At 73.8% G+C, this 25,327-nt stretch carries 23 protein-coding genes and 1 pseudogene; 7 read left to right on the top strand and 17 right to left on the bottom strand.

Features of this window, described 5'->3' with window-relative positions; translation table 11 throughout:
- Positions 1–6: 6 nt before the first annotated feature.
- Positions 7–663: a sulfite oxidase-like oxidoreductase gene (locus ACWDYF_RS06150; RefSeq protein ID WP_389466865.1), complete on the bottom strand. Its 657-nt coding sequence runs from the start codon at positions 661–663 to the stop codon at positions 7–9.
- A 163-nt stretch (positions 664–826) separates the two neighbouring features.
- Between ACWDYF_RS06150 and bfr the strand changes: the two genes are divergently transcribed.
- Positions 827–1,345, top strand: a complete 519-nt coding sequence (gene bfr, locus ACWDYF_RS06145; protein ID WP_381743719.1) for a bacterioferritin — start codon at positions 827–829, stop codon at positions 1,343–1,345.
- Between the two features lie 27 nt (positions 1,346–1,372).
- Here the strand turns inward: bfr and ACWDYF_RS06140 are convergent, their stop codons facing one another.
- The 3 genes from ACWDYF_RS06140 to ACWDYF_RS06130 form a co-directional block, all read right to left on the bottom strand.
- A complete protein-coding gene (locus ACWDYF_RS06140) occupies positions 1,373–1,636 on the bottom strand; it encodes a (2Fe-2S)-binding protein (RefSeq protein WP_064532592.1) in 264 nt (87 codons plus the stop codon).
- A gap of 159 nt (positions 1,637–1,795) precedes the next feature.
- Positions 1,796–3,148, bottom strand: coding sequence for a class II 3-deoxy-7-phosphoheptulonate synthase (locus ACWDYF_RS06135; protein ID WP_389466870.1), 1,353 nt, complete (start codon positions 3,146–3,148; stop codon positions 1,796–1,798).
- A gap of 97 nt (positions 3,149–3,245) precedes the next feature.
- Positions 3,246–4,580 (bottom strand): glycoside hydrolase domain-containing protein, encoded by a 1,335-nt coding sequence (locus tag ACWDYF_RS06130; protein WP_389466874.1) that lies wholly within the window; start codon positions 4,578–4,580, stop codon positions 3,246–3,248.
- Positions 4,581–4,658: 78 nt separating this feature from the next.
- Here ACWDYF_RS06130 and ACWDYF_RS06125 point away from each other — a divergent pair, with 78 nt between their 5' ends.
- Together ACWDYF_RS06125 and ACWDYF_RS06120 are read left to right on the top strand one after the other, a co-directional pair.
- Positions 4,659–4,721 (top strand): trp operon leader peptide, encoded by a 63-nt coding sequence (locus tag ACWDYF_RS06125; protein WP_106436090.1) that lies wholly within the window; start codon positions 4,659–4,661, stop codon positions 4,719–4,721.
- Between the two features lie 115 nt (positions 4,722–4,836).
- A complete protein-coding gene (locus tag ACWDYF_RS06120) occupies positions 4,837–6,729 on the top strand; it encodes an anthranilate synthase family protein (RefSeq protein WP_389466879.1) in 1,893 nt (630 codons plus the stop codon).
- On the opposite strand, the gene ACWDYF_RS06115 is transcribed toward ACWDYF_RS06120, so the two are convergent.
- The 5 genes from ACWDYF_RS06115 to ACWDYF_RS06095 form a co-directional block, all read right to left on the bottom strand.
- Positions 6,681–7,676: a 2-hydroxyacid dehydrogenase gene (locus ACWDYF_RS06115; protein WP_018567442.1), complete on the bottom strand. Its 996-nt coding sequence runs from the start codon at positions 7,674–7,676 to the stop codon at positions 6,681–6,683. The two genes, ACWDYF_RS06120 and ACWDYF_RS06115, sit on opposite strands and share 49 nt — an antisense overlap.
- Before the next feature lie 111 nt (positions 7,677–7,787).
- The gene (locus tag ACWDYF_RS06110; RefSeq protein WP_381743715.1) at positions 7,788–8,816 is read right to left on the bottom strand and encodes a 6-phosphofructokinase; all 1,029 of its coding nucleotides are present in this window, start codon (positions 8,814–8,816) and stop codon (positions 7,788–7,790) included.
- Between the two features lie 181 nt (positions 8,817–8,997).
- Entirely contained in the window at positions 8,998–9,690 is a 693-nt protein-coding gene (locus ACWDYF_RS06105; protein WP_018567440.1) for a response regulator, read from the bottom strand.
- Positions 9,687–11,021, bottom strand: a complete 1,335-nt coding sequence (gene macS / locus ACWDYF_RS06100) for a MacS family sensor histidine kinase (protein ID WP_381743714.1) — start codon at positions 11,019–11,021, stop codon at positions 9,687–9,689. The genes ACWDYF_RS06105 and macS overlap by 4 nt, the downstream gene beginning before the upstream one ends.
- 47 nt (positions 11,022–11,068) lie before the next feature.
- Positions 11,069–11,860 carry a lysophospholipid acyltransferase family protein gene (locus tag ACWDYF_RS06095; RefSeq protein ID WP_381743945.1) on the bottom strand — a complete coding sequence of 264 codons (792 nt, stop codon included), beginning with the start codon at positions 11,858–11,860 and terminating at the stop codon, positions 11,069–11,071.
- 161 nt (positions 11,861–12,021) lie between these two features.
- Between ACWDYF_RS06095 and ACWDYF_RS06090 the strand changes: the two genes are divergently transcribed.
- Both ACWDYF_RS06090 and ACWDYF_RS06085 read left to right on the top strand, forming a co-directional pair.
- Positions 12,022–12,801 (top strand): alpha/beta hydrolase, encoded by a 780-nt coding sequence (locus ACWDYF_RS06090; protein ID WP_389466991.1) that lies wholly within the window; start codon positions 12,022–12,024, stop codon positions 12,799–12,801.
- Between the two features lie 160 nt (positions 12,802–12,961).
- Complete coding sequence (locus tag ACWDYF_RS06085; protein ID WP_389466994.1) at positions 12,962–13,678, top strand: hypothetical protein; 717 nt, start codon at positions 12,962–12,964, stop codon at positions 13,676–13,678.
- A 58-nt stretch (positions 13,679–13,736) separates the two neighbouring features.
- Here ACWDYF_RS06085 and ACWDYF_RS06080 read toward each other — a convergent pair whose 3' ends face one another.
- From ACWDYF_RS06080 to ACWDYF_RS06055, 6 genes and pseudogenes are all read right to left on the bottom strand, one after another.
- Entirely contained in the window at positions 13,737–14,483 is a 747-nt protein-coding gene (locus ACWDYF_RS06080) for an endonuclease/exonuclease/phosphatase family protein (protein WP_381743713.1), read from the bottom strand.
- Between the two features lie 141 nt (positions 14,484–14,624).
- Positions 14,625–15,578 (bottom strand): ROK family glucokinase, encoded by a 954-nt coding sequence (locus ACWDYF_RS06075; RefSeq protein WP_018567434.1) that lies wholly within the window; start codon positions 15,576–15,578, stop codon positions 14,625–14,627.
- 55 nt (positions 15,579–15,633) lie between these two features.
- A pseudogene (locus ACWDYF_RS06070) lies at positions 15,634–16,218 on the bottom strand (DUF5304 domain-containing protein); the annotation flags it as partial.
- A gap of 324 nt (positions 16,219–16,542) precedes the next feature.
- The gene (locus ACWDYF_RS06065) at positions 16,543–17,724 is read right to left on the bottom strand and encodes an ArsA family ATPase (RefSeq protein ID WP_018567432.1); all 1,182 of its coding nucleotides are present in this window, start codon (positions 17,722–17,724) and stop codon (positions 16,543–16,545) included.
- Positions 17,725–17,791: 67 nt separating this feature from the next.
- Positions 17,792–18,259 (bottom strand): SRPBCC family protein, encoded by a 468-nt coding sequence (locus tag ACWDYF_RS06060; protein ID WP_018567431.1) that lies wholly within the window; start codon positions 18,257–18,259, stop codon positions 17,792–17,794.
- A gap of 119 nt (positions 18,260–18,378) precedes the next feature.
- Positions 18,379–19,134: a metallophosphoesterase family protein gene (locus ACWDYF_RS06055; protein ID WP_381743942.1), complete on the bottom strand. Its 756-nt coding sequence runs from the start codon at positions 19,132–19,134 to the stop codon at positions 18,379–18,381.
- A 354-nt stretch (positions 19,135–19,488) separates the two neighbouring features.
- Here ACWDYF_RS06055 and ACWDYF_RS06050 point away from each other — a divergent pair, with 354 nt between their 5' ends.
- The gene (locus ACWDYF_RS06050) at positions 19,489–21,285 is read left to right on the top strand and encodes an AMP-dependent synthetase/ligase (RefSeq protein WP_389466887.1); all 1,797 of its coding nucleotides are present in this window, start codon (positions 19,489–19,491) and stop codon (positions 21,283–21,285) included.
- Between the two features lie 358 nt (positions 21,286–21,643).
- Here ACWDYF_RS06050 and ACWDYF_RS06045 read toward each other — a convergent pair whose 3' ends face one another.
- Positions 21,644–22,786: a glycosyltransferase family 4 protein gene (locus ACWDYF_RS06045; RefSeq protein ID WP_389466890.1), complete on the bottom strand. Its 1,143-nt coding sequence runs from the start codon at positions 22,784–22,786 to the stop codon at positions 21,644–21,646.
- Between the two features lie 134 nt (positions 22,787–22,920).
- Here ACWDYF_RS06045 and ACWDYF_RS06040 point away from each other — a divergent pair, with 134 nt between their 5' ends.
- Positions 22,921–24,168, top strand: a complete 1,248-nt coding sequence (locus ACWDYF_RS06040) for a glycosyltransferase 87 family protein (RefSeq protein ID WP_389466895.1) — start codon at positions 22,921–22,923, stop codon at positions 24,166–24,168.
- Here the strand turns inward: ACWDYF_RS06040 and ACWDYF_RS06035 are convergent.
- A complete protein-coding gene (locus tag ACWDYF_RS06035; RefSeq protein WP_389466898.1) occupies positions 24,125–25,315 on the bottom strand; it encodes a hypothetical protein in 1,191 nt (396 codons plus the stop codon). The genes ACWDYF_RS06040 and ACWDYF_RS06035 overlap by 44 nt on opposite strands.
- Positions 25,316–25,327 lie beyond the last annotated feature (12 nt).

Below are 25,327 nucleotides of genomic sequence, written 5' to 3'. Positions count from 1 at the left end.
GGAGCCTCACAGCCCGGGGCCGTCCCCGGGCTCCTCCTGGTAGGAGTAGCGCTGCTCCTGCCAGGGGTCGCCGATGTTGTGGTAGCCGCGCTCCTCCCAGAAGCCCCGGCGGTCGGCGGTCATGTACTCCACGCCGCGGACCCATTTGGGGCCCTTCCAGGCGTACAGGTGGGGGACGACCAGGCGCAGCGGGAAGCCGTGCTCGGCGGTGAGCAGTTCGCCGTCCTTGTGGGTGGCGAACAGGGTCCGGTCCGCGGCGAAGTCCGTCAGGCGCAGGTTGGAGCTGAAGCCGTACTCGGCCCAGACCATGACATGGGTGACGTCGGGCGCGGGCGGGGCGATGTCCAGGATCGTGCGCGCGGGGATGCCGCCCCACTCGGCGCCGAGCATGCTGAACTTGGTGACGCAGTGCAGGTCGGCGACCACGGTGGTGTACGGCAGCGCCGTGAACTCCTCATGGGTCCAGCAGTGCTTCTCGCCGTCGGCGGTGGCGCCGAAGACCCTGAATTCCCAGCGCTCGGGCCGGAACTTGGGCACCGGGCCGTAGTGGGTGACCGGCCAGCCCCGCTGGAGCCGCTGGCCCGGCGGAAGCTCCGGCTGTGCCGCTGCTCCCTGCGCTGTTCCCGACGCCTCCCCAGACGCGCGTTCCACCGGCTGACCCATGCCTCCATCCTGACAGACGGGGCGGGGTGCGCAGGACCAGCCTCGGGCCAATTCGGGCAACTCATACTAAGTGTGCACTTACTGGACTGATGTGGGAGCCGATGGAATCATGCGGCGCTATCGGCCCGTGACGGCCCGTACCAGCACAGAAGGAGTGCCCCGCATGCAAGGCGACCCCGAGGTCATCGAACTGCTCAACGAGCAGCTCACCGCCGAGCTGACCGCGATCAACCAGTACTTCCTGCACGCCAAGCTCCAGGATCACAAGGGGTGGTCGAAGCTCGCCGAGTACACCCGGGCCGAGTCCTTCGACGAGATGCGGCACGCGGAGATCCTCACCGACCGCATCCTGCTGCTGGACGGCCTGCCGAACTACCAGCGGCTCTTCCATGTGTCGGTCGGGCAGACGGTGACCGAGATGTTCCGGGCCGACCGGCAGATCGAGGTCGAGGCCATCGACCGGCTGCGCCGCGGCGTGGAGGTCATGCGCGACAAGGGCGACATCACGTCGGCCAATGTCTTCGAGGCGATCCTCGCCGACGAGGAGCACCACATCGACTACCTGGACACCCAGCTGGAGCTGGTCGACAAGCTGGGCGAGGCGCTGTACCTCTCGACCGTGATCGAGCAGAGCCAGCCGGACTCCTCGGGCCCCGGCACCAGCGGGTTCTCCACCCACTGAGGCACCCGGCCCCGGCCGGACGGACCCCTACGCGGCGTCGCCCAGTTCCCTGCGGGCGGCGCCCGCGTCGTCCTCGGCGGTGAGCCGCGCGAACGCCGGGGCGCGCCGCTCGATCAGCTCGCGCCGCGGACAGGCGCCCCGGCCGAGCAGGGCCTGGATGCGGCGGACGCAGCCTCCGCAGTCGGTGCCCGCCTTGCAGGCCGAGGCGATCTGGCGGGGGGTGCAGGCACCGCTCTCCGCGTGCTGCTGGACCTGCTGCTCGGTGATGCCGAAGCAACTACACACGTACACGCGCGGCTCACCTCCCGCCGGGATCGATCAGTGGTGCCGCCCCGACTTCTCGGTGAGGCAAACCTAACCTTACCCGTCGTACCGGACGTGAGAAAGAGAGGGGGGCGCGGACCGTGTGTGATCCGCGCCCCACTCACCGGCCGGTGTCCGGCCGACGGCTCACTGGTCCCGGTACATCTCCGCGACCAGGAAGGCCAGGTCCAGCGACTGGCTGCGGTTGAGCCGCGGGTCGCAGGCCGTCTCGTAGCGCTGGTGGAGGTCGTCGACGAAGATCTCGTCGCCGCCGCCCACGCACTCGGTGACGTCGTCGCCGGTCAGCTCCACATGGATGCCGCCCGGGTGGGTGCCCAGCTCCTTGTGCACCTCGAAGAAGCCCTTGACCTCGTCGAGCACGTCGTCGAAGCGGCGGGTCTTGTGCCCGGAGGCCGCCTCGAAGGTGTTGCCGTGCATCGGGTCGGTCACCCAGGCCACGGTCGCGCCCGAGGCGGTGACCTTCTCCACCAGCTCGGGCAGCTTGTCGCGGACCTTGTCGGCGCCCATGCGCACGATGAAGGTCAGCCGGCCCGGCTCGCGGTCCGGGTCCAGGCGCTCGATGTACTGCAACGCCTCCTCGGCCGTGGTGGTCGGGCCGAGCTTGATGCCGATCGGGTTGCGGATCCTGGAGGCGAACTCGATGTGCGCGTGGTCGAGCTGCCGGGTGCGCTCCCCGATCCAGACCATGTGCCCGGAGACGTCGTAGAGCTGGCCGGTGCGCGAGTCGGTGCGGGTGAGCGCCGACTCGTAGTCGAGCAGCAGCGCCTCGTGCGAGGAGTAGAACTCGACCGTCTGGAACTCGGCCGGGTCGGTGCCGCAGGCCCGCATGAAGTTCAGCGCGTTGTCGATCTCGCGGGCGAGCTGCTCGTAGCGCTGGCCGGACGGGGAGGACTTCACGAAGTCCTGGTTCCAGGCGTGCACCTGGCGCAGGTCGGCGTAGCCGCCGGTGGTGAAGGCGCGCACCAGGTTCAGCGTGGAGGACGAGGCGTGGTACATCCGCTTCAGCCGCTCCGGGTCCGGGATCCGGGCGGCCTCGGTGAACTCGAAGCCGTTGACGGAGTCGCCGCGGTAGGTCGGCAGGGTGACCCCGTCGCGGGTCTCGGTCGGCTTGGAACGCGGCTTGGAATACTGCCCCGCGATCCGCCCGACCTTGACCACCGGCACCGAGGCGGCGTAGGTGAGCACGGCGCCCATCTGGAGCAGGGTCTTGAGCTTGGCCCTGATGTCGTCGGCGGACACCGCGTCGAACGACTCCGCGCAGTCGCCGCCCTGGAGGAGGAACGCCTCTCCCCTGGCGACGGCCGCCATCCGGGCGCGCAGCTGGTCACACTCGCCCGCGAAGACGAGCGGTGGATACGACTCGAGGTCCGCGATCACTGCGCGCAGAGCCTCGGTGTCGGGGTACTCGGGCTGCTGCGCCGCGGGCAGGTCTCGCCAGGTGTTGCCAGCACTCGTGCTGGTCTTAGCGTTCACGGTCACACCACAAACCCTAAGGGGTCACTGAGCGGGTCCCTTCATCTGCTCATCAAGTGAGACGGACACCGCTTGTTTGCGGACACTTCCGGAACCGCCCCCGTCAGGTGCCCGCGCCGACGTCCAGCTGGTCCCGGTCGACGCTGATCCGCGAGCCCCCGTACGTCTCGGCGCGGTCGCCCGCGTACTGGTGGACGCGCTGTCCCTGGCTCCACAGACCGGCCGGGAGGGCGGCGTCGGTGGTGACGGCCTCGTCGTTCCAGCGCGCGAAGTGGATCACGTCCGGCAGGGTGGTCCGCGCCGCGTTGCCGACCAGGTCGGCGACGAGCGAGGAGACGCTGCCGTACGCGCCCGAGCGGTAGCCCAGCTCGTGCAGCCGCAGGGTCCACGCCTCCAGATAGCCGAGCACCCGCGCGGTGAGGGCCGCGCCGGGCGTGTACTGCTCCAGGTCGTTGTAGAGCACCGCGCCGGGACCGAGGCCGAGGGCGCCCGCCTGGACCACCGCGTCCTCGGCGGCGGCCCGGCCCTGGGGCGCCGGGTCGGTGATGGCGGCGCAGTCGTCCGCACAGCTCCCGGCACCGGTGGAGGGCTGCGGGCCGACGTAGAGCGGGAGCAGGCGCCAGCCGCTGGTGTACTGCGTCCGCACCCAGGTGTCGGTGAGGTTCGGCTGGGCGCAGGCGCGGTTGACGCCGCCGATGTAGACGCCGACGGCGCCGTAGGGCGAGGCGGCCCGCCAGGCGTCCATGGCCTTCTGGCCCGGCGCGGCACAGGTGTCGAAGCCCCGGCCGCGGTACACGGTGGCGTCGGCGGGCAGCGCCGGGACGGACTGCGAGCTGCCGTCCCCCGTCCCGGTGCGGGCCGCCGACACCGTCCCGGTGCGCGCCGCCGGTACCGGGAGTCCCGCGCTGCGCAGCACCTCCTCGACCACCGCGCGGTCCTCGCGGTAGGGGGCGGTGACGGCGATCCCCTCGGCCGACGCCGTGGCGTGGAAGAGGCGCGCGGTGCGGTTCTCGGTGACGGCGGCCCGTTCGGCGGTGGCGGGCCGCACCCACAGGGACTCGGTGCGGCCGGTGGCGCGGGCCGGGCAGTCCTGCTGCTCGCCCGGGGTGCCCAGGTAGACGGCGTGCCGGTCGAAGCGGACGCAGGCCGCCGGGTCGGCGGTGAGGTCGACGACCTGCCAGTCGGCGGGGACGGTGAAGGTGTGGCCGCGGTAGGCGACGGTCCGGTACGCGGTCGGCGGCACGCTCCGGGGCGCGGCCGGGGACGCGTCGGGGAGGGCGGCGGCCGGGCAGGCGGCGGCCAGGGCCGCGCAGAGCGCCGCCGCGGCCAGCGCGGCCGGTGCTCCGAGGGGGCGCGCGGCACGGGGGCGGCGCGGGCGTGGCGTGGCGATGGTGTGCTCCTGGTGCCGGGCGGGTGGGGATGCCCGCCCTCCTTCCACCGTCCTGGCCCGGCGGAAACCGGGTGTGGTGCGTCCGGGCGATCCGTCCGGCCCGCGCGGATGGGATAGGGTGCGGGCATGTTCGCGCACCCGACCCAGATCCAGAACTGGTGGTGGACCGCTTCTCCGGCGGCCCGCTGACTGCGCGTATCCCAGACTTCGCGAAGGCCGCCCGAGGGGCGGCCTTCGGCGTTTGCGGAGCCCGGCCGTTCCTCCCCGACACCGACGCACCACCGAGGGAAGAGGAACCGACCCCATGGACCTGACCAGGCTGCTGCACGACTCCCGCCCCTTCGCCCTGCTCCGGCGCCGCACGCCCGGACACGACCACGACCTGGTCGAGGTGCTGACCGGCCCGGTGACCACCTGCGAACGGCTCGCCGACCTGCCCGACGAGGGGCTGGCCCTGGTGCCGTTCCGGCAGATCCGCGAGCGCGGCTTCGACGTCCGCGACGACGGCACCCCGCTGGCGGTCCTCACGCCCGAGGAGTCGTACACCGTCCCGCTGGCCGACGCCCTGGCGCGGCTGCCCGAGCACGCGGTGCGGGTCACGGGCGGCGGCTTCGACGTGGACGACGAGGAGTACGCGCGGATCGTCGGGCGGGTGCTGGAGGAGGAGATCGGCACCGGCGAGGGCGCCAACTTCGTCATCCGGCGGACCTACCGGGGCGAGATCCCCGGCTTCGGGCGGGCCGACGCGCTCGCGCTGTTCCGGCGGCTGCTGGCGGGCGAGCGGGGCGCGTACTGGACGTTCGTCGTGCACACCGGGGACGGGCCGGGCGGGCGGACGCTGGTGGGCGCGAGCCCCGAGGCGCATGTGCGCATGTCCGGCGGCACGGTCGTGATGAACCCGATCAGCGGCACCTACCGCTACCCCGCCGGAGGGCCGACCCCCGAGCACCTGCTCGGCTTCCTCGCCGACGGCAAGGAGATCGAGGAGCTGTCGATGGTCGTCGACGAGGAACTGAAGATGATGTGCACGGTCGGCGACATGGGCGGGGTGGTGGTCGGGCCCCGGCTGAAGGAGATGGCGCATCTCGCGCACACCGAGTACGAGCTGCGCGGCCGGTCCTCGCTGGACGTGCGCGAGGTGCTGCGCCACACGCTGTTCGCGGCCACCGTCACCGGGTCGCCGGTGCAGAACGCCTGCCGGGTCATCGAACGGCACGAGTCCGGCGGGCGCGGCTACTACGCGGGCGCCCTGGCGCTGCTCGGCCGGGACGCGGGCGGCGCCCAGACACTGGACTCCCCCATCCTGATCCGGACCGCCGACATCGACGCGGACGGACGGCTGCGCGTGCCGGTGGGCGCCACCCTGGTACGCGGCTCGGACCCGGCGGGCGAGGTCGCGGAGACACACGCGAAGGCGGCGGGCGTCCTGGCCGCGCTGGGCGTGCGCCCCGGCGCACCGGGCGGGGAGCGGGAGCTGCCGCGGCTGGCGGAGGATGCGCGGGTGCGGGCCGCGCTGGACGGGCGGCGGGCCTCGCTGGCACCGTTCTGGCTGCGGATGCAGGAGCGCTCGCACGCCCTGGCGGGGCACGCCCTGGTGGTGGACGGCGAGGACACCTTCACCGCGATGCTCGCCCATGTGCTGCGCTCCTGCGGTCTGGACGTCACCGTGCGCCGCTACGACGAGGCCGGGCTGCGCGCGGCCGTGCGCGCGCACGAGGGGCCGCTGGTGCTCGGACCCGGCCCCGGTGACCCCGGCGACCCGGCCGACCCCAAGATGCGGCTGCTGCGCGCGCTGACCGCCGAGGTGCTGGCCGGGCACCGGCACGGGGTGCTCGGCGTCTGCCTGGGGCACGAGCTGATCGCGGCCGAACTGGGCCTGGACATCGTCCGCAAGGAGGTGCCGTACCAGGGGGCGCAGACGACGGTCGACCTGTTCGGGCGCCCGGAGACCGTCGGCTTCTACAACAGCTTCACGGCACGCTGCGACGACGAGGCCCGCGCCGAGCTGGCCGCGCACGGCGTGGAGGTGAGCCGCGGCGCGGGCGGCGAGGTGCACGCGCTGCGCGGGCCGGGCTTCGCGGGCGTGCAGTTCCACCCGGAGTCGGTGCTGACGCTGAACGGCGCCGCGATCGTGACCGGGCTGATGGGTCAGCTGTGCGGGACCAGGACGTTCTCCGAGCGGCGGCCCGCCCGGTAGTCGAGGACGTTGCGCACGGTGGCGTCGACGATCTGCCGCAGCGCGTCCTCGGTGTAGTACGCCTGGTGGGACGTGACCAGGACGTTGGGGAAGGTGACCAGGCGGGCCAGGGTGTCGTCCTCGATGGCCTCCAGGGAGCGGTCGAGGAAGAACAGGCCCGCCTCGGACTCGTAGACGTCCAGGCCGACACCGGTGAAACGGCCCTCGCGCAGTTCGGCGACGAGGGCCTCGGTGTCGATCAGGCCGCCGCGGCTGGAGTTGACCAGGATCGCGTCGTCCTTCATCGCCTTGAGGGCGGCCGCGTCGATCAGATGCTGGGTCTGCGGCATCAGCGGGACGTGCAGGGAGACGAGGTCGGACTCGGCGAGGAGCTGGTCCTTGTGGACGTACTTCATGCCGAGTTCCATGCAGGCCGGGTTCTCGGCGACGTCCCAGCCGAGCAGGCGCATGCCGAAGCCGTGGGCGATGCGGGTGAACGCCTCGCCGATCTTGCCGGTGCCGATCACTCCGGCGGTGCGGCCGTGCAGGTCGCGGCCCATCAGCCCGTCGAGCCGGAAGTCGAAGTCGCGGGTGCGGGTGGCGGCCCGCACGATGCGCCGGTTGACCGCGAGGGCGAGCGTCCAGGCGAACTCGGCGACCGCGTGGGGCGAATAGTACGAGACCCGGGCGACCGTCATGCCGAGGCGTTCGGCGACGTGCAGGTCGATGTTGTTGAAGCCGGTGGAGCGCTGGGCGACCAGCCGGGTGCCGCCGGCCGCGAGGGTCTCCAGGACCCGGCCGCCGAGCTCGGCGTTGACGCTGGTGGAGACGATCTCGTAACCGGCGGCGATGGGGGCGGTGTCCTCGGTGAGGAAGACATCCAGGCAGCGGACCTCGTGGTGGTCCCGGAAGGCGTGTTCGATCAGGGGCTTCTCGTCGGCCTGCACGCCGAAGGCCAGGATCTCCACGGTGCCTCCCGTTCGGTGGGGTATGGGCCGAATATACGGGTGTGCTCGGACATCCGGCCCCTGCCCCGGCGCGACCGGCGCGGGGACCTGCCCCGCGACCGGTCCGCGCGGTCAGCCGAAGAAGACACCCGCCTCCGCGTACAGCGCCGGGTCGACGGTCTTCAGCCTGGCGGTGGCCTCGGCGATCGGGACGCGGACGATGTCGGTGCCGCGCAGGGCGACCATCTTGCCGAAGTCGCCGTCGTGGACGCAGTCGACGGCGTGCAGCCCGAAGCGGGTGGCCAGCCAGCGGTCGAAGGCGCTGGGCGTGCCGCCGCGCTGGATGTGCCCGAGGACGGTGGTCCGCGCCTCCTTGCCGGTGCGCCGCTCGATCTCCTTGGCCAGCCACTCGCCGACGCCGGAGAGCCGCACATGCCCGAAGGAGTCCAGCGACCCGTCCTTGAGGACCAGTTCGCCGTCCTTGGGCATGGCGCCCTCGGCGACGACCACGATCGGGGCGTACGAGGCGCGGAAGCGGGAGGTGACCCAGGCGCACACCTGGTCGACGTCGAAGCGCTGCTCGGGCAGGAGGATGACGTTGGCGCCACCGGCGAGGCCCGAGTGCAGGGCGATCCAGCCGGCGTGCCGGCCCATCACCTCGCAGACCAGGACCCGCATATGGGACTCGGCGGTGGTGTGCAGGCGGTCGATGGCCTCGGTGGCGATGCCGACCGCGGTGTCGAAGCCGAAGGTGTAGTCGGTGGCGGACAGGTCGTTGTCGATGGTCTTGGGCACACCGACGCAGGGCACGCCGTACTCGTCGCTGAGCCGGGCGGCCACGCCGAGGGTGTCCTCGCCGCCGATCGCGATGAGCGCCTCGACCTCCTGCTTGGCGAGGTTGTCCTTGATCCGGCGGATCCCGTCCTCCTGCTTGAGGGGGTTGGTGCGCGAGGAGCCGAGGATGGTGCCGCCGCGGGGCAGGATGCCGCGTACGGCGGGGATGTCGAGGCGGACGGTGTCGTTCTCCAGCGGACCGCGCCAGCCGTCCCGGAAGCCGACGAAGTCGTAGCCGTACTCCTGGACGCCCTTGCGGACGATCCCCCGGATGACGGCGTTGAGCCCGGGGCAGTCGCCGCCACCGGTCAGTACTCCGACGCGCATGGAAATGTCCCTTCGCCACGGTTGCCTGGTGAAGGGCACGGTAATGGTGACCCACGTCACTCCGACATGGGCGGAAAAGTCAATTCCGGTGGAATGTCCGGCAGTTGATCAGAGCAAATCCACTCGGACGAGTGGACGCGCGCGGGCCGCGGATTGACCGGGGCCGTCCGCGCCCGCTCGCCTACTCGCCGTCGAGTCCGCGTTCGATGGCGTACCGGACGAGCTCCACCCGGTTGTGCAGCTGGAGCTTGCCCAGGGTGTTCTGCACATGGTTCTGGACGGTGCGGTGCGAGATGACCAGGCGCTCGGCGATCTGCTTGTAGCTCAGGCCCTTGGCGACCAGGCGCAGCACCTCCGTCTCGCGGTCGGTGAGCCGGGGGGTCTTCGGCTCGCCGTCCGTGGCGGTGTCCCCCGGCTGGGGCTCGGCGGCGAGGCGGCGGTACTCCCCGAGGACCAGACCGGCCAGGCCGGGCGTGAACACCGGGTCGCCGACGGCGGTGCGGCGCACGGCGTCCAGCAGCTCCTCCGTCGAGGCCGACTTCAGCAGATAGCCGGTCGCCCCCGACTTCACGGCCTCCAGCACATCGGCGTGCTCACCGCTCGCGGAGAGCACCAGCACCCGCAACGCCGGGTTGTCCGCGACGAGTTCCTTGCAGACCTGGACGCCGGGCTTGGCGGGCAGGTTGAGATCGAGGACGAGCACGTCGGGCGCGGCCGCCCTGGCGCGGCGCACCGCCTGCTCGCCGTCGCCCGCGGTGGCGACCACGTCGAAGCCGGCCTCGGCCAGATCGCGGGCGACGGCGTCCCGCCACATCGGGTGGTCGTCGACCACCATGACCCTGACCGGGCCCTGCCGTCCGCTCGTCGCCGTCATCGGCTCTCCGCCCTCCCCGTCGTGGTGCTGCTGACGCTCTTCGTGCTCGTGGTGCCCTTGATGTCTTCGGGGCTCGTGATGCTCTTGGTGCTCCTGGTGCGGCGGGTGCTCCTGGTGTCGCTCGGGCGGACCGCCGCCCTGGGGACGGACAGTTCGACCTCCGTGCCCTGGCCGGGCACCGAGATCAGTTCGGCGGTGCCGCCGATGTCGCGCAGCCGGCCCCGGATCGACTGGGCCACCCCGAGCCGGCCCTCGCCCTCGGCCTGGGCGAGCCGCCCCTCCGGGATGCCCGGACCGTCGTCGCGCACCGTCACCAGCACGGTGTCCGGCTCGTCCTCCACCAGGATCCAGGCCCGCGCGTCCTCGCCCGCGTGGCGGCGGACGTTGTCCAGCGCGGCGCCGACCGCCGCGGCCACCTCGCGGGCCGCCGCCGCGGGCAGCGGCACCGGGGCGCCCGGCTCGGCCAGCGCGACCCGGGAACCGGCGTAGGGGGCGAGCAGCGCGCGCAGGTCGAGGGGCTCGTCGGCGCTCTCCGGGACCGGCTCGTCGACGATCCGGACCACCGCGCCGTCGGCCGCGTCCTCACAGACCCGGGAGACGGGGTTGAGCCCGCCCGAGACCAGGGTGCGCAGCGCCACCTCCTGCTCGCCCGCCAGCCGGCCCAGCTCCGCCGCCTCGCCGCCGATGACCGCGCCGCGCCGCTGCACCATCGCCAGCACCTGGAGCACGCTGTCGTGGATGTCGCGGGCCAGCCGCTCGCGCTCCCGGGTCGCCGCCTCGATCTCCAGGGCGCGGGCCAGGGTGCGTTCGGAGGCGCGGGCCACCTCGACGACGTAGCCGATGGCGATGGAGGCGACCCAGACCAGCATCACGTTGTGCACGGTGTCGCGGGCCGGGGTGCCGCGCTCGACCAGGTTGGCCACGGCGACCGCGGTGGAGGCGACGGCGGCCCAGCGCCAGCCGCCCTTGAGGGCGAAGGCGAGGACGGAGCCGGCGGTCCATATCGACGGCAGGGTGGGCCCGCCGTGCGCGATCCGTGTGTGGGCGTCGGCGAGCGGGGTGAGCAGGATGCCGCCCACCGCGAGCGTCAGGTCGGCGGCGAGGAAGCGCTTGGTGCAGTTCGCGGCGCTCGCCACCCGGGGCAGGGTGCCCAGGGTCCAGACGAACAGCACGCCGTAGTACGCGATGGCCACCCAGGGGTGCGGGAAGCGGGCGTAGGCGGTGGCGAACAGGCCGACCGCGTAGAAGAGGGTGAGCACCCGGTAGCCGGCGAGCGCGCGCCACAGCGGCTGCTCGACCGACATCCTCATGACGCGCACGCGTCGGGCCATCTCCCCCGGTCCCCCTGTCCCCGTCCGCCCCCTGCCGCGCGGGGCGGCTACTGCTCCTGCTGTTCCCGCTGCCCGGCCTGCCCCGCCTGCTCCTGCTGTTCCTTCTGCTCCTTGGCGGCCTGGGCGAGAGCGGCCTTCGTGGCCTTCTCCGCCTCCTTCTCGGCCTTCGCCGCCTCGGTGATCTGCCGCTTGGCGGCGGTCGCGTAGATGTCGACGTACTCCTGGCCGGAGAGCTTCATGATCTCGTACATGACCTCGTCGGTCACCGCGCGCAGGACGAAGCGGTCGCCCTCCATGCCCTGGTAGCGGCTGAAGTCGAGCGCCTTGCCGATCCGGATGCCCGGACGCATCAGCTTGGGGACCACCTTGCCGGGCGGCTGGATCTTCTCGGTGTCGATCATCGCGACCGGGATCACCGGCGCCCCGGTGGCCAGCGCCACCCGGGCCAGACCGCCCGGCTTGCCGCGGTAGAGGCGGCCGTCGGGCGAGCGGGTGCCCTCGGGGTAGATGCCGAACAGCTCGCCGCGCTCCAGCACCTCTATGCCGCTCTTCACCGCGGCCTCGCCCGCGCCGCGCGCGCCGGAGCGGTCCACGGGGAGCTGGCCGACGCCCTTGAAGAACGCGGCGGTCAGCCGCCCCTTCACCCCGGGCGTCGTGAAGTACTCGGCCTTGGCGATGAACGTGACCTTGCGGTCGAGCACCGCGGGCAGGAAGAACGAGTCCGAGAACGAGAGGTGGTTGCTGGCCAGGATGGCCGCACCCGCGGCCGGAATGTTCTCCAGTCCCTCCACCCAGGGCCTGAAGGCGAGCTTCAGCGGCCCCCCGATGGCGACCTTCATCGTGCCGTAGAACAACCGACTGCCTCCCGTGTGTGTCGCTCAGACCATAACCCGGAGCGGCACGGAAGGCGCCTACGGCCCTGGTCGGTGTCAGTGCCGTCGCGTACGGTGAAGTACCTGCCATCGACGTGCCCAGCCCACTCCACGAACAGGAGACCGACGTGCCGGTCCTCCCCGGAGCCGAGCCGTTCCGCCACGAGGGCGGCGAGGTCGGCGTCCTCCTCTGCCACGGCTTCACCGGTTCCCCCCAGTCGCTGCGCCCCTGGGCCGAGTACCTGTCCGGGCACGGCCTGACGGTCTCGCTCCCGCTGCTGCCGGGCCACGGCACCCGCTGGCAGGACATGCAGGTCACCGGCTGGCAGGACTGGTACGCGGAGGTGGACCGCGAGCTGCGCGTGCTCGGCGAGCGGTACGCACAGGTGTTCGTGGCCGGTCTGTCGATGGGCGGCGCCCTGGCGCTGCGGCTCGCGGCGAAGCACGGGGACGCGGTCTCCGGTGTCGTGGTGGTCAACCCGGCCAACAAGGTGCACGGCCTGTCCGCGTACGCGCTGCCGGTGGCCCGGCACCTGGTGCGGACGACCAAGGGGATCGCCAGCGACATCGCCAGGGAGGACAGCGCCGAACTGGGGTACGACCGGGTGCCGCTGCACAGCGCGCACTCGCTGCGGACCTTCTTCCGGCTGGTCGACGGCGAGCTGCCGCAGGTCACCCAGCCGCTGCTGCTCCTGCGCAGCCCGCAGGACCATGTGGTGCCGCCCGCCGACTCGGCCCGGATCCTCGGCCGCGTCTCCTCGGTGGACGTCACGGAGATCCTGCTGGAACAGAGCTACCACGTCGCGACGTTGGACCACGACGCGGACCGGATCTTCGAGGAGAGCCTCGCCTTCATCGGCCGGATCGCACCCAGTGTCGGCAAGGAAGGGACGGCCGCAGGTGGCTGAGCACGACTCCGACCGCGAAGGCCGGGAGAACCGTGAGCCGGTCGAGCCCGCACCGCCGCCGGCCGCTCCCGCGCAGCCGGTGGACCCGGCGGGCGCCGCGCGGCCCGTACGGCCGGTGGACCCCGTCAAGCCCGCGGAACCGGTCAAGCCCGTGGAGCCGGTGGCGTCGGCGGACCTCGCGGAGGCCGCTGATGTGACGGGCGGCGCCGAAGGGGCCGGTGGGCCGGGCGACACGGGTGGTTCCGCCGGTACGGGCGATGCCGGTGGGGCCGGTGGGTCAGCAGGGCCAGGAGGAGCCGGTTCCGGCAAGGAGGCGGCGGCGCTCGACGAGGACGCCGTCTGGGCGGCGATCGTCGCCGGGTACGGCGAGGAGCCGCCGGACCCGCCGGGCGCCAAGCCCTTCAAGCCCATCGAGGACCTGCTGCTGCCGGAACCCCCCGACGAGAACGGCGCCGGTGACGGCGACAGCGGCGACGGCACCGGAGGCGCGGGCGGCACCGGAGGCGGCGAGAACCGCCCGGCCAAGCCGCTGGGCAGCTCCGTCTCCTTCGCGCCGGGCCTCGCCGGGCCGGGGCCGCGCGACTACGCGCCGCGCGAGCCGTCCGACGACGACCTCGGCCCGGACGACGAGGGCCACTTCGTCCCGCCGGAGCCGCCGCCGCTGCCCGAGGCGGACGCCACCGCGAAGTTCGCGTGGCTGGGCGTGCTCGGCGGCCCCGTGCTGCTCCTGCTGGCCGTCCTGCTCGGCTGGGAGATGACCTGGTGGCTGACCACCCTCGGCATCGGCGGTTTCGTCGGCGGCGTGGCGACACTGGTGGCCCGGATGAACCCGGGTGACGAGGACGACGACGACCCGGGCCGCGGAGCCGTGGTCTAGACACTCCGGCGCGGGTCCGGGCGGCCGGGGCGGAGCGCCCGGCCAGGGCCCGGTTCCGTCAGGCGTCCGCCGGGACGCGGACGGCGGCCAGGACCGGAAGGTGGTCGGTGGCCGCCCTCAGGTCCGCCTCCGTCACCCCCGGCAGCTCCCGCGGCACCCCGCAGCCGAGGATCTCGACGCCCTCGGTCGCGAGCAGCGCGTCGATGCGCCGCTGCGGGGCGCGGGCCGGGAAGGTGTGCTCGCCGCCCCAGGGCGCCGTCGCCCAGCCGTCCTGGAGGGTGCCGGTCAGCCGCTGGAAGGCCGGTCCCTCGGGGCCCTCGTTGAGGTCGCCGCCGACGATGGCGTGCCGCACGCCCATCCCGGCCAGCCGGTCCAGGAGCGCGCCGCTCTGCGCGTACCGCTCGTTCCTGTCGAGCGAGAGGTGGCAGGCGAGCACGCCGAGCCGGGCGCCGCCGAAACGGACCACGGCCGTGGCGAAGCCCCGCCGGTGCAGGCCCGGGGTGAGGGGCAGCAGGACGTCCTCGGTGCGTTCCACGGTGGCCCGCAGGGAGCACAGGACGGCCGGACCGGCGGCCGTCCCGCCGCCGGTGAGGATCACCAGGTCCGAGGCCGACGCCAGCCGCGCCAGCTTCTTGCGCCAGCGGAAGAGGCGCGGCGCCTCCTGGAGGAGGACGAGATCGGGCGCGCAGGCGCTGATCACCCGGGCGAGGGCGGCGGTGTCGTCCCGCATCGACCGGATGTTGAGGCTCAGGACGCGGACGACGGCGGAACCGTCGGCTTCAGTGCGGGAGTTGGGCAGCTGCATGACGATCAACATACGCGGGGCCGGGCGCGCTGCCGAACAGCGGTTCCCTGCGCGGTCCGGGTGCGCGGTACGACGGCGCCCACCGGCCCGGACGGAGGGGACGGTGGGCGCGTGCCGCCGCGACGGAGCGGCGGGGGTGGTTCACATGACCGGGTCGGGCTCCCGGGCGAGGTCGGCCGCGCCCACCAGACCGGCCTTGTTGCCGAGTTGGGCGGCGATCACATCGGCGACCGGGCGCCAGTTCCCGCCGACCAGCCAGCGCTTGTACGACTTGCGGATCGGGTCCAGGACCAGGTCGCCCTCGTCGGACAGGCCGCCGCCGACGATGAAGGCGGACGGGTCGAAGAGGGAGGCCAGGTCGGCCAGGCCCGCACCGGCCCAGCGGGCCAGCTCGCGGTAGGAGTCGACGGCGACCGGGCAGCCCTGGCGGGCGGCCATGGAGATGTGCTTGCCCTCGATGCCGTCGGGCGTGCCGTCGCCGAGGGCGAGCAGCACCTCGGCGCGCTCGGGGGTGGCGTTGGCGCGCTGCTTGGCGTACCGCACGAGGGCGCGGCCGGAGGCGTACTGCTCCCAGCAGCCCTGTGAGCCGCAGCCGCACAGCAGGCCGTCCGGGACCATCCGGATGTGCCCGAACTCGGCGGCCACGCCGAAGTGGCCGCGGCGCAGCTTGTTGCCGATGATGATGCCGCCGCCGAGGCCGGTGCCGAGGGTGATGCAGATGACGTTGCGGTGGCCCTTGCCCGCGCCGAACCTGTACTCGCCCCAGGCCGCGGCGTTCGCGTCGTTCTCCACGACGACCGGGAGGCCGACGCGCGCCTCGACCTTCTCCTTCAGCGGCTCCTGGCGCCAGTCGATGTTGGGCGCGAAGTAGACCGTGGAGCGCTGGCGGTTGACGTATCCGGCGGCGCCGATGCCGACGCCGACGATCTCGTGCCCCGCACGCGCGCCCTCCACCGCCGAGGCGATGGCGTCCACGATGGCCTCGGGTGTGGTGGGGGTCGGCACCTTGAAGGTCGAGAGGATGTTGCCTTCCTCGTCGACCACGCCGGCCGCGATCTTCGTGCCGCCGATGTCGACGCCGATGGTGAGTCCCATGAATCCCTCAGTTCCGGTCGAGCCCCGCTACGGCCAACCGTACCCGAGCGGACCGTCAGTCCACGTCGATCCGTTCGCCGCCGCCGGTGCCCTCGCCGGGGTCGCGGCGGTCGCCGAAGCCCTTGGGACCGGCCTGCGGGCCGCCCCCTGCGCCGTCCTCTCGGCCGCTCCGTGAACCGTCCTCGCGGCCGTCGTGCGGGCCGTCTCCCGGCCGGTCGCCGCGGAGATCGTCCGCACCGGACGCACCGGACGCACCGGACGTCCAGCGGTGCTCCTGGGCCTCGACGGCGGAGCGGTAGGCGGCCAGCAGTTCGCCGCCGGCCGCGGCGAGGTGGTCGAAGACGCCGGGGTTGCGTTCCACCACCGGTTCGACGGCGGCCCTGGCCTGCCGCACGGCCTGGCGCACCAGCTGCTCGGCGGCGGGTCCGGCGAGGGCGCCGAGCAGCGGGGAGCGGAAGGAGGACAGCTTGTCGGCGACGGTGTCGACGAACTTGCGCAGCTCCTCGGCGGCGGAGCCGGGGGGCGGTCCGTACCGCGCGCGGCGCCGGGCCTGCTCGGCCTCCAGGTCCTCGGCGCAGGCGGTGGCCCAGGCGTCGGCGTCGGCGGCCCGGGGCGGCTCCGGGTCCTCGTCCCCGCCGGGCCGGGGGGCGTCCGCGCGGCCGGTGGTACCGCCGGGGCCGGTGGGACCGGTGCGGCTGGTGGGACCGGTGCGGCTGGTGGGACCGGTGCGGCCGGTGGGACCGGTGCGGCCGGTGGGACCGGTGGGACCGGTGGGACCGGTGGGACCGGTGCGGCCGGTGGGACCGGTGCGGCCGGTGGGGCCGCCGGTGCTGGTGGGACCGGTGGTGCGCTCCTGAGCGGCGTCGTCCCGCGCGGCGTCGTCGGACGGTGGGCGCTCTTCGCTCATGGCGGGCTCCTGACTACGGTTCGTCCTTCCGACGTTACCCGAACGGGGCCCGGCCGTTCACCTGTCGCGGGGCCACAGCGCCGGGTCCGGCGCGAACCGGATGCGCAGTTCGTCCTCGCGCAGCGCTGCGCCGTCCACGGTGCACCGGCGCAGCGCCGAGGGCAGCGCCACGATGCGGCGGAAGCCCCCCACGGTGAGCACCAGTTCGTCGCCGCGCCGGACGAGGTCGAGTTCGTCGCGGCGGGCGCCGGGCAGCGGGATGCGCCACACCAGGACGCCGTCGTCGGCGATCCGGTCCTCGACCGGCCACTCGGCGGGAGCGGGCGCGGCGCCCGCGGCCGGGCCGGGCGCGGGGACGGCGAGGGCGGTCAGGTCGTCGCCGCCGCGCGGGTCCCGGCCCAGGTGGGCGGCCGGGTGGACGGCGTAGGTCTCCTGCCACTCCTCCAGGGCCTTGCGCTGCTGGGCGACCGGAGCGGCCAGCCAGGAGTCGGCCGGGGCGTCGGGCAGGACGCGGGAGGCGACCAGGCACTCCACGGGCAGGGCGCGCACGGCGAGACCCAGGGCGGTGCGGCGGACGGCGTCGGTGCCGGCCGGTCCGGGTTCGGCGACCAGGCGTACGGCGGTTCCCGGGTCGGTGACGACGGCCTCGGCGGCGGCCAGTTCGACGTCCCAGCGGGCCGCCGTCTCGTAGAACCGCTCGGCGGGCAGCGGGACACCGGCGAGGCGGCCGAGGACCGGGCGCAGGGCGCGTGCGGCCTGCCGCTCGGGCGGCAGCAGGCGGCGCAGATAGCGGCGCAGCTCGGCGGGGAGGGCGAGCAGGGCGAGGGCCTGCGGGGCGGGCGGCAGGTCGACGACGAGCAGGTCGAAGCGGTCGGAGAGGGCGGCGTCGCGCAGCGCGCGCAGCAGGGCCAGCTCCTCGGCGCCGGGCAGCGGGGTGACCTCCTCGGCGTCCAGCCGGGCGGCGCCGAGCAGATCGAGGACGCTCGCCGCGCGGTCCTGGAAGGCGGTGAGGTCGGCCCGGAAGTCGGCCGCGGCGTCGGGGCGCCAGGCGGTGAGGTCCGGGGCGGCGGGCGCGGGCCGCGCGCCGGTGGGCACGCCCAGGGCCGCGCCGAGGGTGTCGGTGCGGTCGGCGCCGAGGACGAGGGTGCGGAGTCCCTCGCGGGCCGCGGCAAGCGCGGTGGCCGCGGCCACGGTGGTGCGGCCGGAACCGCCCGGTCCGGTGATCAGCAGGGTGCGCATGGGGGTGAACGCTACCCGCGCCCGGGTCGTACGGGATCCGGGGCCGCCCCGGGGCCGGGGTCCCGCGCTACTTCTCCAGGGACGGCCCGTCGGGCGCCGCGCCCGACTCCACCCGCTTCTTCAGTCCCGCCAGGGCGCGGTCGATGATGACCTTCTCGGCCTTGCGCTTGATCATGCCCAGCATGGGGATCTTGACGTCGACGGTGAGGCGGTACGTCACCTCGGTCGCGCCCGCGCCGGCCGGCCTGAGCAGGTAGGAGCCGTCCAGGGAGCGCAGCATCTGGGACTTGACCAGGGTCCAGGACACCTCGTCGGCGCCGGTCCAGGTGTAGGCGAGGGTCTGGTCGTCCTTGATGGCGCCCGCGTCCATGACGAGGCGGACCTGCTCGGCGCGGCCCTGCTCGTCGGTCCTGAGGACCTCGGCCTCCTTGACCTCCCCGGTCCAGTCGGGGTAGCGGGCGAAGTCGGCGATCACCCCCATCACGTCGGCGGGGGCCGCCTCGATCGTGATGCTCGAACTGGTGTGTTCCGCCATCGCCGTGGCTCCTCCAGGTGCGGGCCCAAAGTCGGTCGTCGTGCGCACGTGGGCGCAGCGTGAAGGCTACCGCGCACGCGGACGGCGGACTCCACCCCCACCTGCGGTCATGGCCGGGCTCACCACTGGAGGACCCAGGGGGTGCCGGTGCGCGCGAAGTGCCCCACGTTCACGCACTCGGTGGCGCCGACGCGCATGCGCCGGACCAGCGGCTGGTGGACGTGGCCGAAGAGGGCGTAGCGGGGACGGGTGCGGCGGATGGCGTCGAGCAGGGCGCGGCTGCCGCGTTCGAAGCGGCGGGCGACGGTGTCGTAGACGAGTTCGGGCACCTCGGGCGGGATGTGGGTGCACAGCACGTCGACCTCGCCGACCGCCTCGATCTTGGCGGCGTACTCCTCGTCGCCGATCTCGTACGGCGTCCGCATGGGGGTGCGCAGGCCGCCGCCGACGAAGCCGAAGACACGGCCGCCGATCTCGACGCGTTCGCCGTCCAGGACGGTGGTGCCCTCGTGGGCGAATTCCGGCCACAGGGGCGGCATGTCGACATTGCCGTAGGTGGCGTACGTCGGGGTGGGGAAGGCCGCGAAGAGCTCGGCGTACTGGCGGCGCACGGCCGCCTCGATCACCTGGGCGCGGTCGCCGTCCAGGTCGCCCCACAGCCGGGCGCCGAGTTCGCGGGCCTCGGCGAAGCGGCGGGCGGTGCGCAGCTCGACGATGCGGTCCGCGTTCTCCACGCCGAACAGGTCGGGGAAGATGCCGCGCGAGTGGTCGGCGTAGTCGAGGAAGAGGACGAGGTCGCCCAGGCAGATCAGGGCGTCGGCACCCTCGCCGGCGCGGGCCAGGTCACGGGCGTTGCCGTGCACGTCGCTGACCACATGGACGCGGGTGCCGCCGGGGCGTGTGGGCGCGGGTGCCGTGAGGGGAACCATGAGCAAGAAGGGTAGGCCGTGCCGGGGGTGGCCGGACCTGCGGTTACTGGCCAGTCGTTCAACGGGTCGACTACTGTGCGCAAGGAGACACCCATCGTGTGACGCAGCGAACATCTCACCGGGACCCCCTGTCGAAAAAGCCATACCGGCGGGTAACGTCCGGGCAGTCCAGTCGTGCTCCGGATTTCGGCCACCGGGCCCCCGAGGTTCCCGGCGAGGTCCCGGGCACGACCGAGCCTTGGACCGCACCGTCGCATCACACAACGTCGTGGCGCCGGCGCCCTATGAGGAGCAGCAGTCTTGCGCGAGTTCAGCCTTCCGGCTTTGTACGAGGTCCCCGCGGACGGGAATCTGACCGACATCGTCCGCAGAAACGCCGCGCAGCATCCCGAGGTCGCCGTGATCGCCCGCAAGGCGGGCGGCATCTGGCAGGACGTCACCGCGCGGGAGTTCCTCGCCGAGGTGCGGGCCGCCGCCAAGGGCCTCATCGCCTCCGGTGTCCAGCCCGGCGACCGCGTCGGTCTGATGTCCCGTACGCGCTACGAGTGGACGCTGCTGGACTTCGCGATCTGGAGCGCGGGCGGCGTCACCGTGCCGGTGTACGAGACCAGCTCGCCCGAGCAGGTGCGGTGGATCCTCGGCGACTCGGGCGCGACGGCCTGTCTGGTGGAGACGGACGTCCACGCCGCCGCCGTGGAGTCGGTGCGCGAGGGCCTGCCCGCGCTGAAGAACGTGTGGCAGATCGAGGCCGGCGCGGTCGCGGAGCTGGAGCGGGCCGGGCAGGACGTCAGCGACGCCACGGTCGAGGAGCGCGGCTCGCTGGCCAAGGCCGACGACCCGGCGACCATCGTCTACACCAGCGGCACCACCGGCCGCCCCAAGGGCTGTGTGCTCTCCCACCGCAGCTTCTTCGCCGAGTGCGGCAACGTGGTGGAGCGGCTGCGTCCGCTCTTCCGCACCGGTGAGTGCTCGGTGCTGCTCTTCCTGCCGCTCGCGCACGTCTTCGGGCGGCTGGTGCAGATCGCGCCGATGATGGCGCCGATCCGGCTGGGCTGCGTCCCGGACATCAAGAACCTCACCGAGGAACTGGCCTCGTTCCGGCCGACGCTGATACTGGGCGTCCCGCGGGTGTTCGAGAAGGTGTACAACGGGGCGCGCGCCAAGGCGCAGGCGGACGGCAAGGGGAAGATCTTCGACCGGGCGGCGGACACGGCGATCGCCTACAGCCGGGCGCTGGACACCGTCTCCGGGCCGTCGTTCGGCCTCCGGCTGCGGCACAAGATGTTCGACAAGCTGGTCTACGGCAAGCTGCGGGCGGTGCTCGGGGGGCGCGGCGAGTACGCGATCTCCGGCGGGGCGCCGCTCGGTGAGCGGCTGGGGCACTTCTTCCGCGGCATCGGCTTCACCGTCCTGGAGGGGTACGGGCTGACCGAGTCCTGCGCGGCCACCGCCTTCAACCCGTGGGACCGGCCGAAGATCGGCACCGTCGGGCAGCCGCTGCCCGGTTCGGTCATCCGGATCGCGGACGACGGGGAGGTGCTGCTGCACGGCGAGCACCTGTTCAAGGAGTACTGGAACAATCCGGACGCCACGCGGGAGGCGCTGGCCGACGGCTGGTTCCACACCGGGGATCTCGGCACGCTCGACGAGGACGGGTATCTGCGGATCACCGGCCGCAAGAAGGAGATCATCGTCACGGCGGGCGGCAAGAACGTCGCGCCCGCGGTGATCGAGGACCGGATCCGGGCGCATGCGCTGGTCGCGGAGTGCATGGTGGTCGGGGACGGGCGGCCCTTCGTGGGGGCGCTGGTCACCCTCGACGAGGAGTTCCTGGGGCGCTGGTGCGCGGAGCACGGCAAGCCCGCCGGGTCCACGGCCGAGTCCCTGCGGGAGGATCCGGATCTGCTCGCGGCGGTGCAGAGCGCGGTGGACGACGGGAACGCGGCGGTGTCGAAGGCGGAGTCGGTGCGGAAGTTCCGGGTGCTCGGGGCGCAGTTCAGTGAGGAGGCGGGGTATCTCACGCCCTCGCTGAAGCTGAAGCGGAGTGTGGTGGCGAAGGATTTCTCGGGGGAGATCGAGGCGATCTACTCGAAGTAGGACGGGGTGGGGTGCGGGGTGCCCTCGCGGGGCTGCGCCCCGGACCCCGGAGAAGCTCTGCCCACCCGCCCGCCCGACTCGGTGGGGTGCGGGGGCGCCCTCGCGGGGCTCCGCCCCGGACCCCGCAACAGCTTTCCCACCCACCCGCCCGACTCGGTGGGGAGAGAGGACCCGCCTCGGGGCTCCGCCCCGGGCCCCGGCGGGGGCTCCGCCCCCTGCACCCCTGGGTGAGTTGCCCGGACCCCCGGAGTTCCTGCGGGGGCTCCGCCCCCTGCACCCCCAGGTGAGTCGCCCTGCCCGCCGCAGCTCCTGCGGGGGCTCCGCCCCCTGCTCCCCCGGGTGAGTTGTCCCGCCCCCGCTACAGAAGTGCCCTCAGCCGTTCCGCCAACAAGTCCCAGCGCCAGGTCTGTTCGATCCACTGGCGGCCCCGTTCGCCCATGCGGTGGCGGAGTTGGGGGTCGGCGAGGAGGGTGGTGATGCGGTCGGCGGTGTGGTGGGGGGAGCCGCCGGGGACGACCCAGCCGGTCTCGCCGTCGAGGACGGCGTCGGGTGCGCCGCCGGAGTCACCGGCGACGACGGGCAGGCCGGTCGCGGACGCCTCCAGGTAGACGATGCCCAGGCCCTCGACGTCCAGGCCGCCGCGGCGGGTGCGGCAGGGCATCGCGAAGACGTCACCGGCGCCGTAGTGGGCGGGCAGTTCGCTCCAGGGGACCGCGCCGGTGAAGCGCACGGACGCGGCGACGCCCGTCTCGGCGGCGAGGCGGCGCAGGTCCCGCTCGTAGGGGCCGCCGCCGACGATCAGCAGGACCGTGTCCGGCTCGGCGGCGAGGATCGCGGGCATCGCGCGGATCAGGGTGTCCTGGCCCTTGCGCTTGACCAGCCGGGAGACGCACACGACGACCGGGCGGTCGGTGAGCCCGAGCCGGGCGCGCACCTCGGGGCCGCCGGAAGCGGGGTGGAAGAGCTTCTCGTCCACGCCCGGGGGGAGGTGCGCCATCCGTGCGGCGTCCTCGGGTGTCAGTGCGGCGGCGATCCGGGAGCGGGTGTACTCACCGAGGTAGGTGATCGTGTCGGTGGACCGGCCGATACGGCGCAACAGCTGCCGTGCGGCGGGCAGTTGGGCCCAGCCGGCCTCGTGGCCGTGGGTGGTGGCCACCAGCCGTTCGGCGCCCGCCCTGCGCAGGGCGGGTGCCATCAGACCGAGCGGGGCCGCCGCCCCGAACCACACCGAGGTGCAGCCGTGCTCGCGCAGCAGCCCGGCCGCGCGCCGGGTGGCGTCCGGGGTGGGCAGCAGCATCGTCGTGCGGTCCCGGACGACGGTGAAGGGCTGCTCCGCGTCGAAGGCGGCCGTCGCCCGCACGCCCTCCCGGCTCCGCTTCCAGGTGGAGGCGTACACGACGAGCTGTCCGGGATCGAGGCGCAGCGCCATGTTGTGCAGGAACGCCTGGATGCCGCCGGGGCGGGGCGGAAAGTCATTGGTGACGACGAGGGTTTTGTGCATCGCCGCAGACCCTACCCAATCCACCCTCCCCACCCGCCCGGCCCCCGTGCGGCGGTGTCCGCGTGGTCGGCGGGCGCGGCGGCGGGGACGATGGGCGTGGGACGTGGCCGGCGGCGGACGGACGAGGGGCCGAGGTGGACGAGGCAGGCGGGGTGCGGCGTCCGGCGGTGGTGCTCGCGGTCTGGGCGGTGAGCCGTGCGGTGCTGCTGCTGTACGTGCTGCGGGTGCTGGTGTTCCCGGGTCCGGACGTCACCGGTGATGTGTCGGTGATCTACCAGGGCTGGTCCGAGGTGCTGCGGCAGGGCGCGTTCCCGGTCGGCGACGTCGCCTGGCAGTACCCGCCCGGGGCCGCGCTCGCCCTGCTCGCCCCGCTGGCGCTGCCGTTCCTCGGGTACGCCGACGCCTTCTTCGCCCTGGCGTGCGCGGCCGATCTGGCGGTGCTGTGCCTGCTGCTGTGCGGCGGGCGGCGGCTGGGGCGTCCGCTGCGCGGCGCGTGGGTGTGGACGGCGGGCGCTCCCCTGCTGGGCCCGGTCCTCTACGCCCGCTACGACGTGCTGGTGACCGCGGTGGCCGTGGCCGCGCTGCTCGCGGGCGCCCGCAGGCCCCGGGTGCTGGGGGTGCTGGCGGGCCTCGGGGCACTGCTCAAGGTGTGGCCGGTGCTGCTGCTCGCGGGGGTGCGCGGGCGGGGCGGGCGGCGGGCGTGGACGGCCGCGGCGGTGACGGTGGCCGTGCCGGTGGCGGTGTGCGCGCTGCGCGTGCCCGGCACGCTGTCCTTCCTGGCCGCGCAGGGCGGCCGGGGCACGGAGGTGGAGTCCCTGGGCGCGCTCGTCCTGCACGCGGCACGGCGGTTCGGGTGGCCGGGGCAGGTGCTGCTGCACTACGGCTCGATGGAGTTCCTGGGGCCGTACGTCGGTGTGGTGAGCGCGGGCGCGCAGGTGCTGACGGCGGCGGCCTTCGGCTGGCTGCTGTGGTGGCGGCTGCGGACCCGGCACGGGCGGTTCACGCCGTGCGTGGTCGTGGACGCCGCGTTCACGGCGGTGCTGCTGTTCACGGTGACCAGCCGGGTGATCAGCCCGCAGTACCTGGTGTGGCTGGTGGGGCTCGGCGCGGTCTGCGGGTGCTGCGCGGGCAGCCGGATGTGGCCGCCCGTCGCCCTGGTGCTGGCCGCGGCGCTGGTGACGGTGCTGGAGTTCCCGGTGTACTTCGGGCATGTCGTGGCGAGCGACCCGCTGGGCCTGACGCTGATGTTCCTGCGCAACGGCCTGCTGGTGGCCGCCTGTCTGGGCGCGGGCCGCGTCCTGTGGCGCGGCACCGCCGCCCGGCCCGGCCGCTCGGCGCTCAGCCCAGCTGCTCCCGCAGATACTCCCGCCACTGCGCGGTGAACCGCGCCAGGTCCGTGCCCAGCACCGTGCGCAGCGCGTCCTCGACCGCGCCCGAGCGGCGGTCGTGGGCGCCGACGGCGCGGTAGAACGCGTCCAGCCGGTCTTCGCCCCAGTGGGCGGCGATCATCCGGCAGGCCAGCCAGCCGCCCTCGTAGGACTGGGCGAGGCGGGTGGAGTCCTCGGCGAAGCCGAAGTCCTTGTCGGTGGGCAGCGCGGCGGGGACGTGCCCGTCGGCCACGGCGTGCTGGAGTTCCGGCGCGGCCTGCTCGGGGGTGCGCCCGGAGTCGCGGTAGCCGACCCAGTCGGCGTAGCCCTCGGAGAGCCACAGCGGGGTGGCGGCGTCGGTGTGGGCGCGGGTGGCGACATGGGTGGTCTCGTGGGTGAGCACGACCTGCCGGCCCAGCGGGCCCAGCAGGCTGTACGCGTCGGGGTTGACGACGACCCGGTCGGCGGGGGCCCGCCCGCTGCCCCCGGCCTCGCCGGTGGTGACGGCGGCGATGCCCCGGTAGTCGTCGGCGGGCGAGCCGAGCAACGCGGCCATGGCGTCCAGCGAGCCGGGGACCAGGACGACCACCCGGCGGCTCCAGTCGGTGCCCCAGGCGTCCGACACGGCGGGCACCGCGTGGTCGGCGAGGGAGGCGTAGTCGCGCAGCGAGCGCGTGCTCTGCCCGACGCCGAGGACGATGCTGCTGCGGCCCCGGGCCACACCCACGGTGCCCTGGTCCCACAGCTGCTGCGCCGCGTCGCGCGCCGGACGCTCGGAGTCGACGTACCACGCGCCGTCGGCGGCGGTGGACAGGGTCAGGGTGCGGCCGACGATGACGGGGGCGGTGTCGTAGCCGGTCACCCGGTAGCTCAGCTCGGCGTCGGCGGTGGCCGTGGCGCCGCTGCGGCGCACCGCGGTCACGCGGTAGGACCAGGCGGTGAACGGCACGGACCGCAGCCGGGTGTACGGGGTGCGGGTGCCGGTGGTGGCGTAGGCCGCCGCGTCGTGGTGGAGGACCGCCGCCGCGCGGGTGTCGAGCAGGTGCTGCACCTGCGCGCGGGCGGTGTCGGCGGCGCTCGGCCCGCCGCACGCCGTCAGCGAGGCGAGCAGCAGGCACGCCGCCGCCACCGCTCGTCCCCGTACCCGTCCGCGCCCGGCCATTGCCCGATCGTA

Source organism: Streptomyces sp. NPDC003284 (assembly GCF_053589675.1).
Note: the sequence above shows the minus strand (reverse complement) of the source record. Positions and strands in the feature narration are given on the sequence as shown.

Excerpts from the sequence above, each read along its gene's own strand:
- ACWDYF_RS06120 (WP_389466879.1), top strand. The coding sequence starts at position 4,837 with ATGGACCTGACCAGGCTGCTGCACGACTCCCGCCCCTTCGCCCTGCTC.
- macS (WP_381743714.1), bottom strand. The coding sequence starts at position 11,021 with ATGGCCCGACGCGTGCGCGTCATGAGGATGTCGGTCGAGCAGCCGCTG.
- ACWDYF_RS06035 (WP_389466898.1), bottom strand. The coding sequence starts at position 25,315 with ATGGCCGGGCGCGGACGGGTACGGGGACGAGCGGTGGCGGCGGCGTGC.
- ACWDYF_RS06150 (WP_389466865.1), bottom strand. The coding sequence starts at position 663 with ATGGGTCAGCCGGTGGAACGCGCGTCTGGGGAGGCGTCGGGAACAGCG.
- ACWDYF_RS06075 (WP_018567434.1), bottom strand. The coding sequence starts at position 15,578 with ATGGGACTCACCATCGGCGTCGACATCGGCGGCACGAAGATCGCGGCC.
- ACWDYF_RS06095 (WP_381743945.1), bottom strand. The coding sequence starts at position 11,860 with ATGAAGGTCGCCATCGGGGGGCCGCTGAAGCTCGCCTTCAGGCCCTGG.
- ACWDYF_RS06060 (WP_018567431.1), bottom strand. The coding sequence starts at position 18,259 with ATGGCGGAACACACCAGTTCGAGCATCACGATCGAGGCGGCCCCCGCC.
- ACWDYF_RS06105 (WP_018567440.1), bottom strand. The coding sequence starts at position 9,690 with ATGACGGCGACGAGCGGACGGCAGGGCCCGGTCAGGGTCATGGTGGTC.
- ACWDYF_RS06065 (WP_018567432.1), bottom strand. The coding sequence starts at position 17,724 with ATGCGCACCCTGCTGATCACCGGACCGGGCGGTTCCGGCCGCACCACC.
- ACWDYF_RS06080 (WP_381743713.1), bottom strand. The coding sequence starts at position 14,483 with ATGCAGCTGCCCAACTCCCGCACTGAAGCCGACGGTTCCGCCGTCGTC.
- ACWDYF_RS06110 (WP_381743715.1), bottom strand. The coding sequence starts at position 8,816 with ATGCGCGTCGGAGTACTGACCGGTGGCGGCGACTGCCCCGGGCTCAAC.
- bfr (WP_381743719.1), top strand. The coding sequence starts at position 827 with ATGCAAGGCGACCCCGAGGTCATCGAACTGCTCAACGAGCAGCTCACC.
- ACWDYF_RS06045 (WP_389466890.1), bottom strand. The coding sequence starts at position 22,786 with ATGCACAAAACCCTCGTCGTCACCAATGACTTTCCGCCCCGCCCCGGC.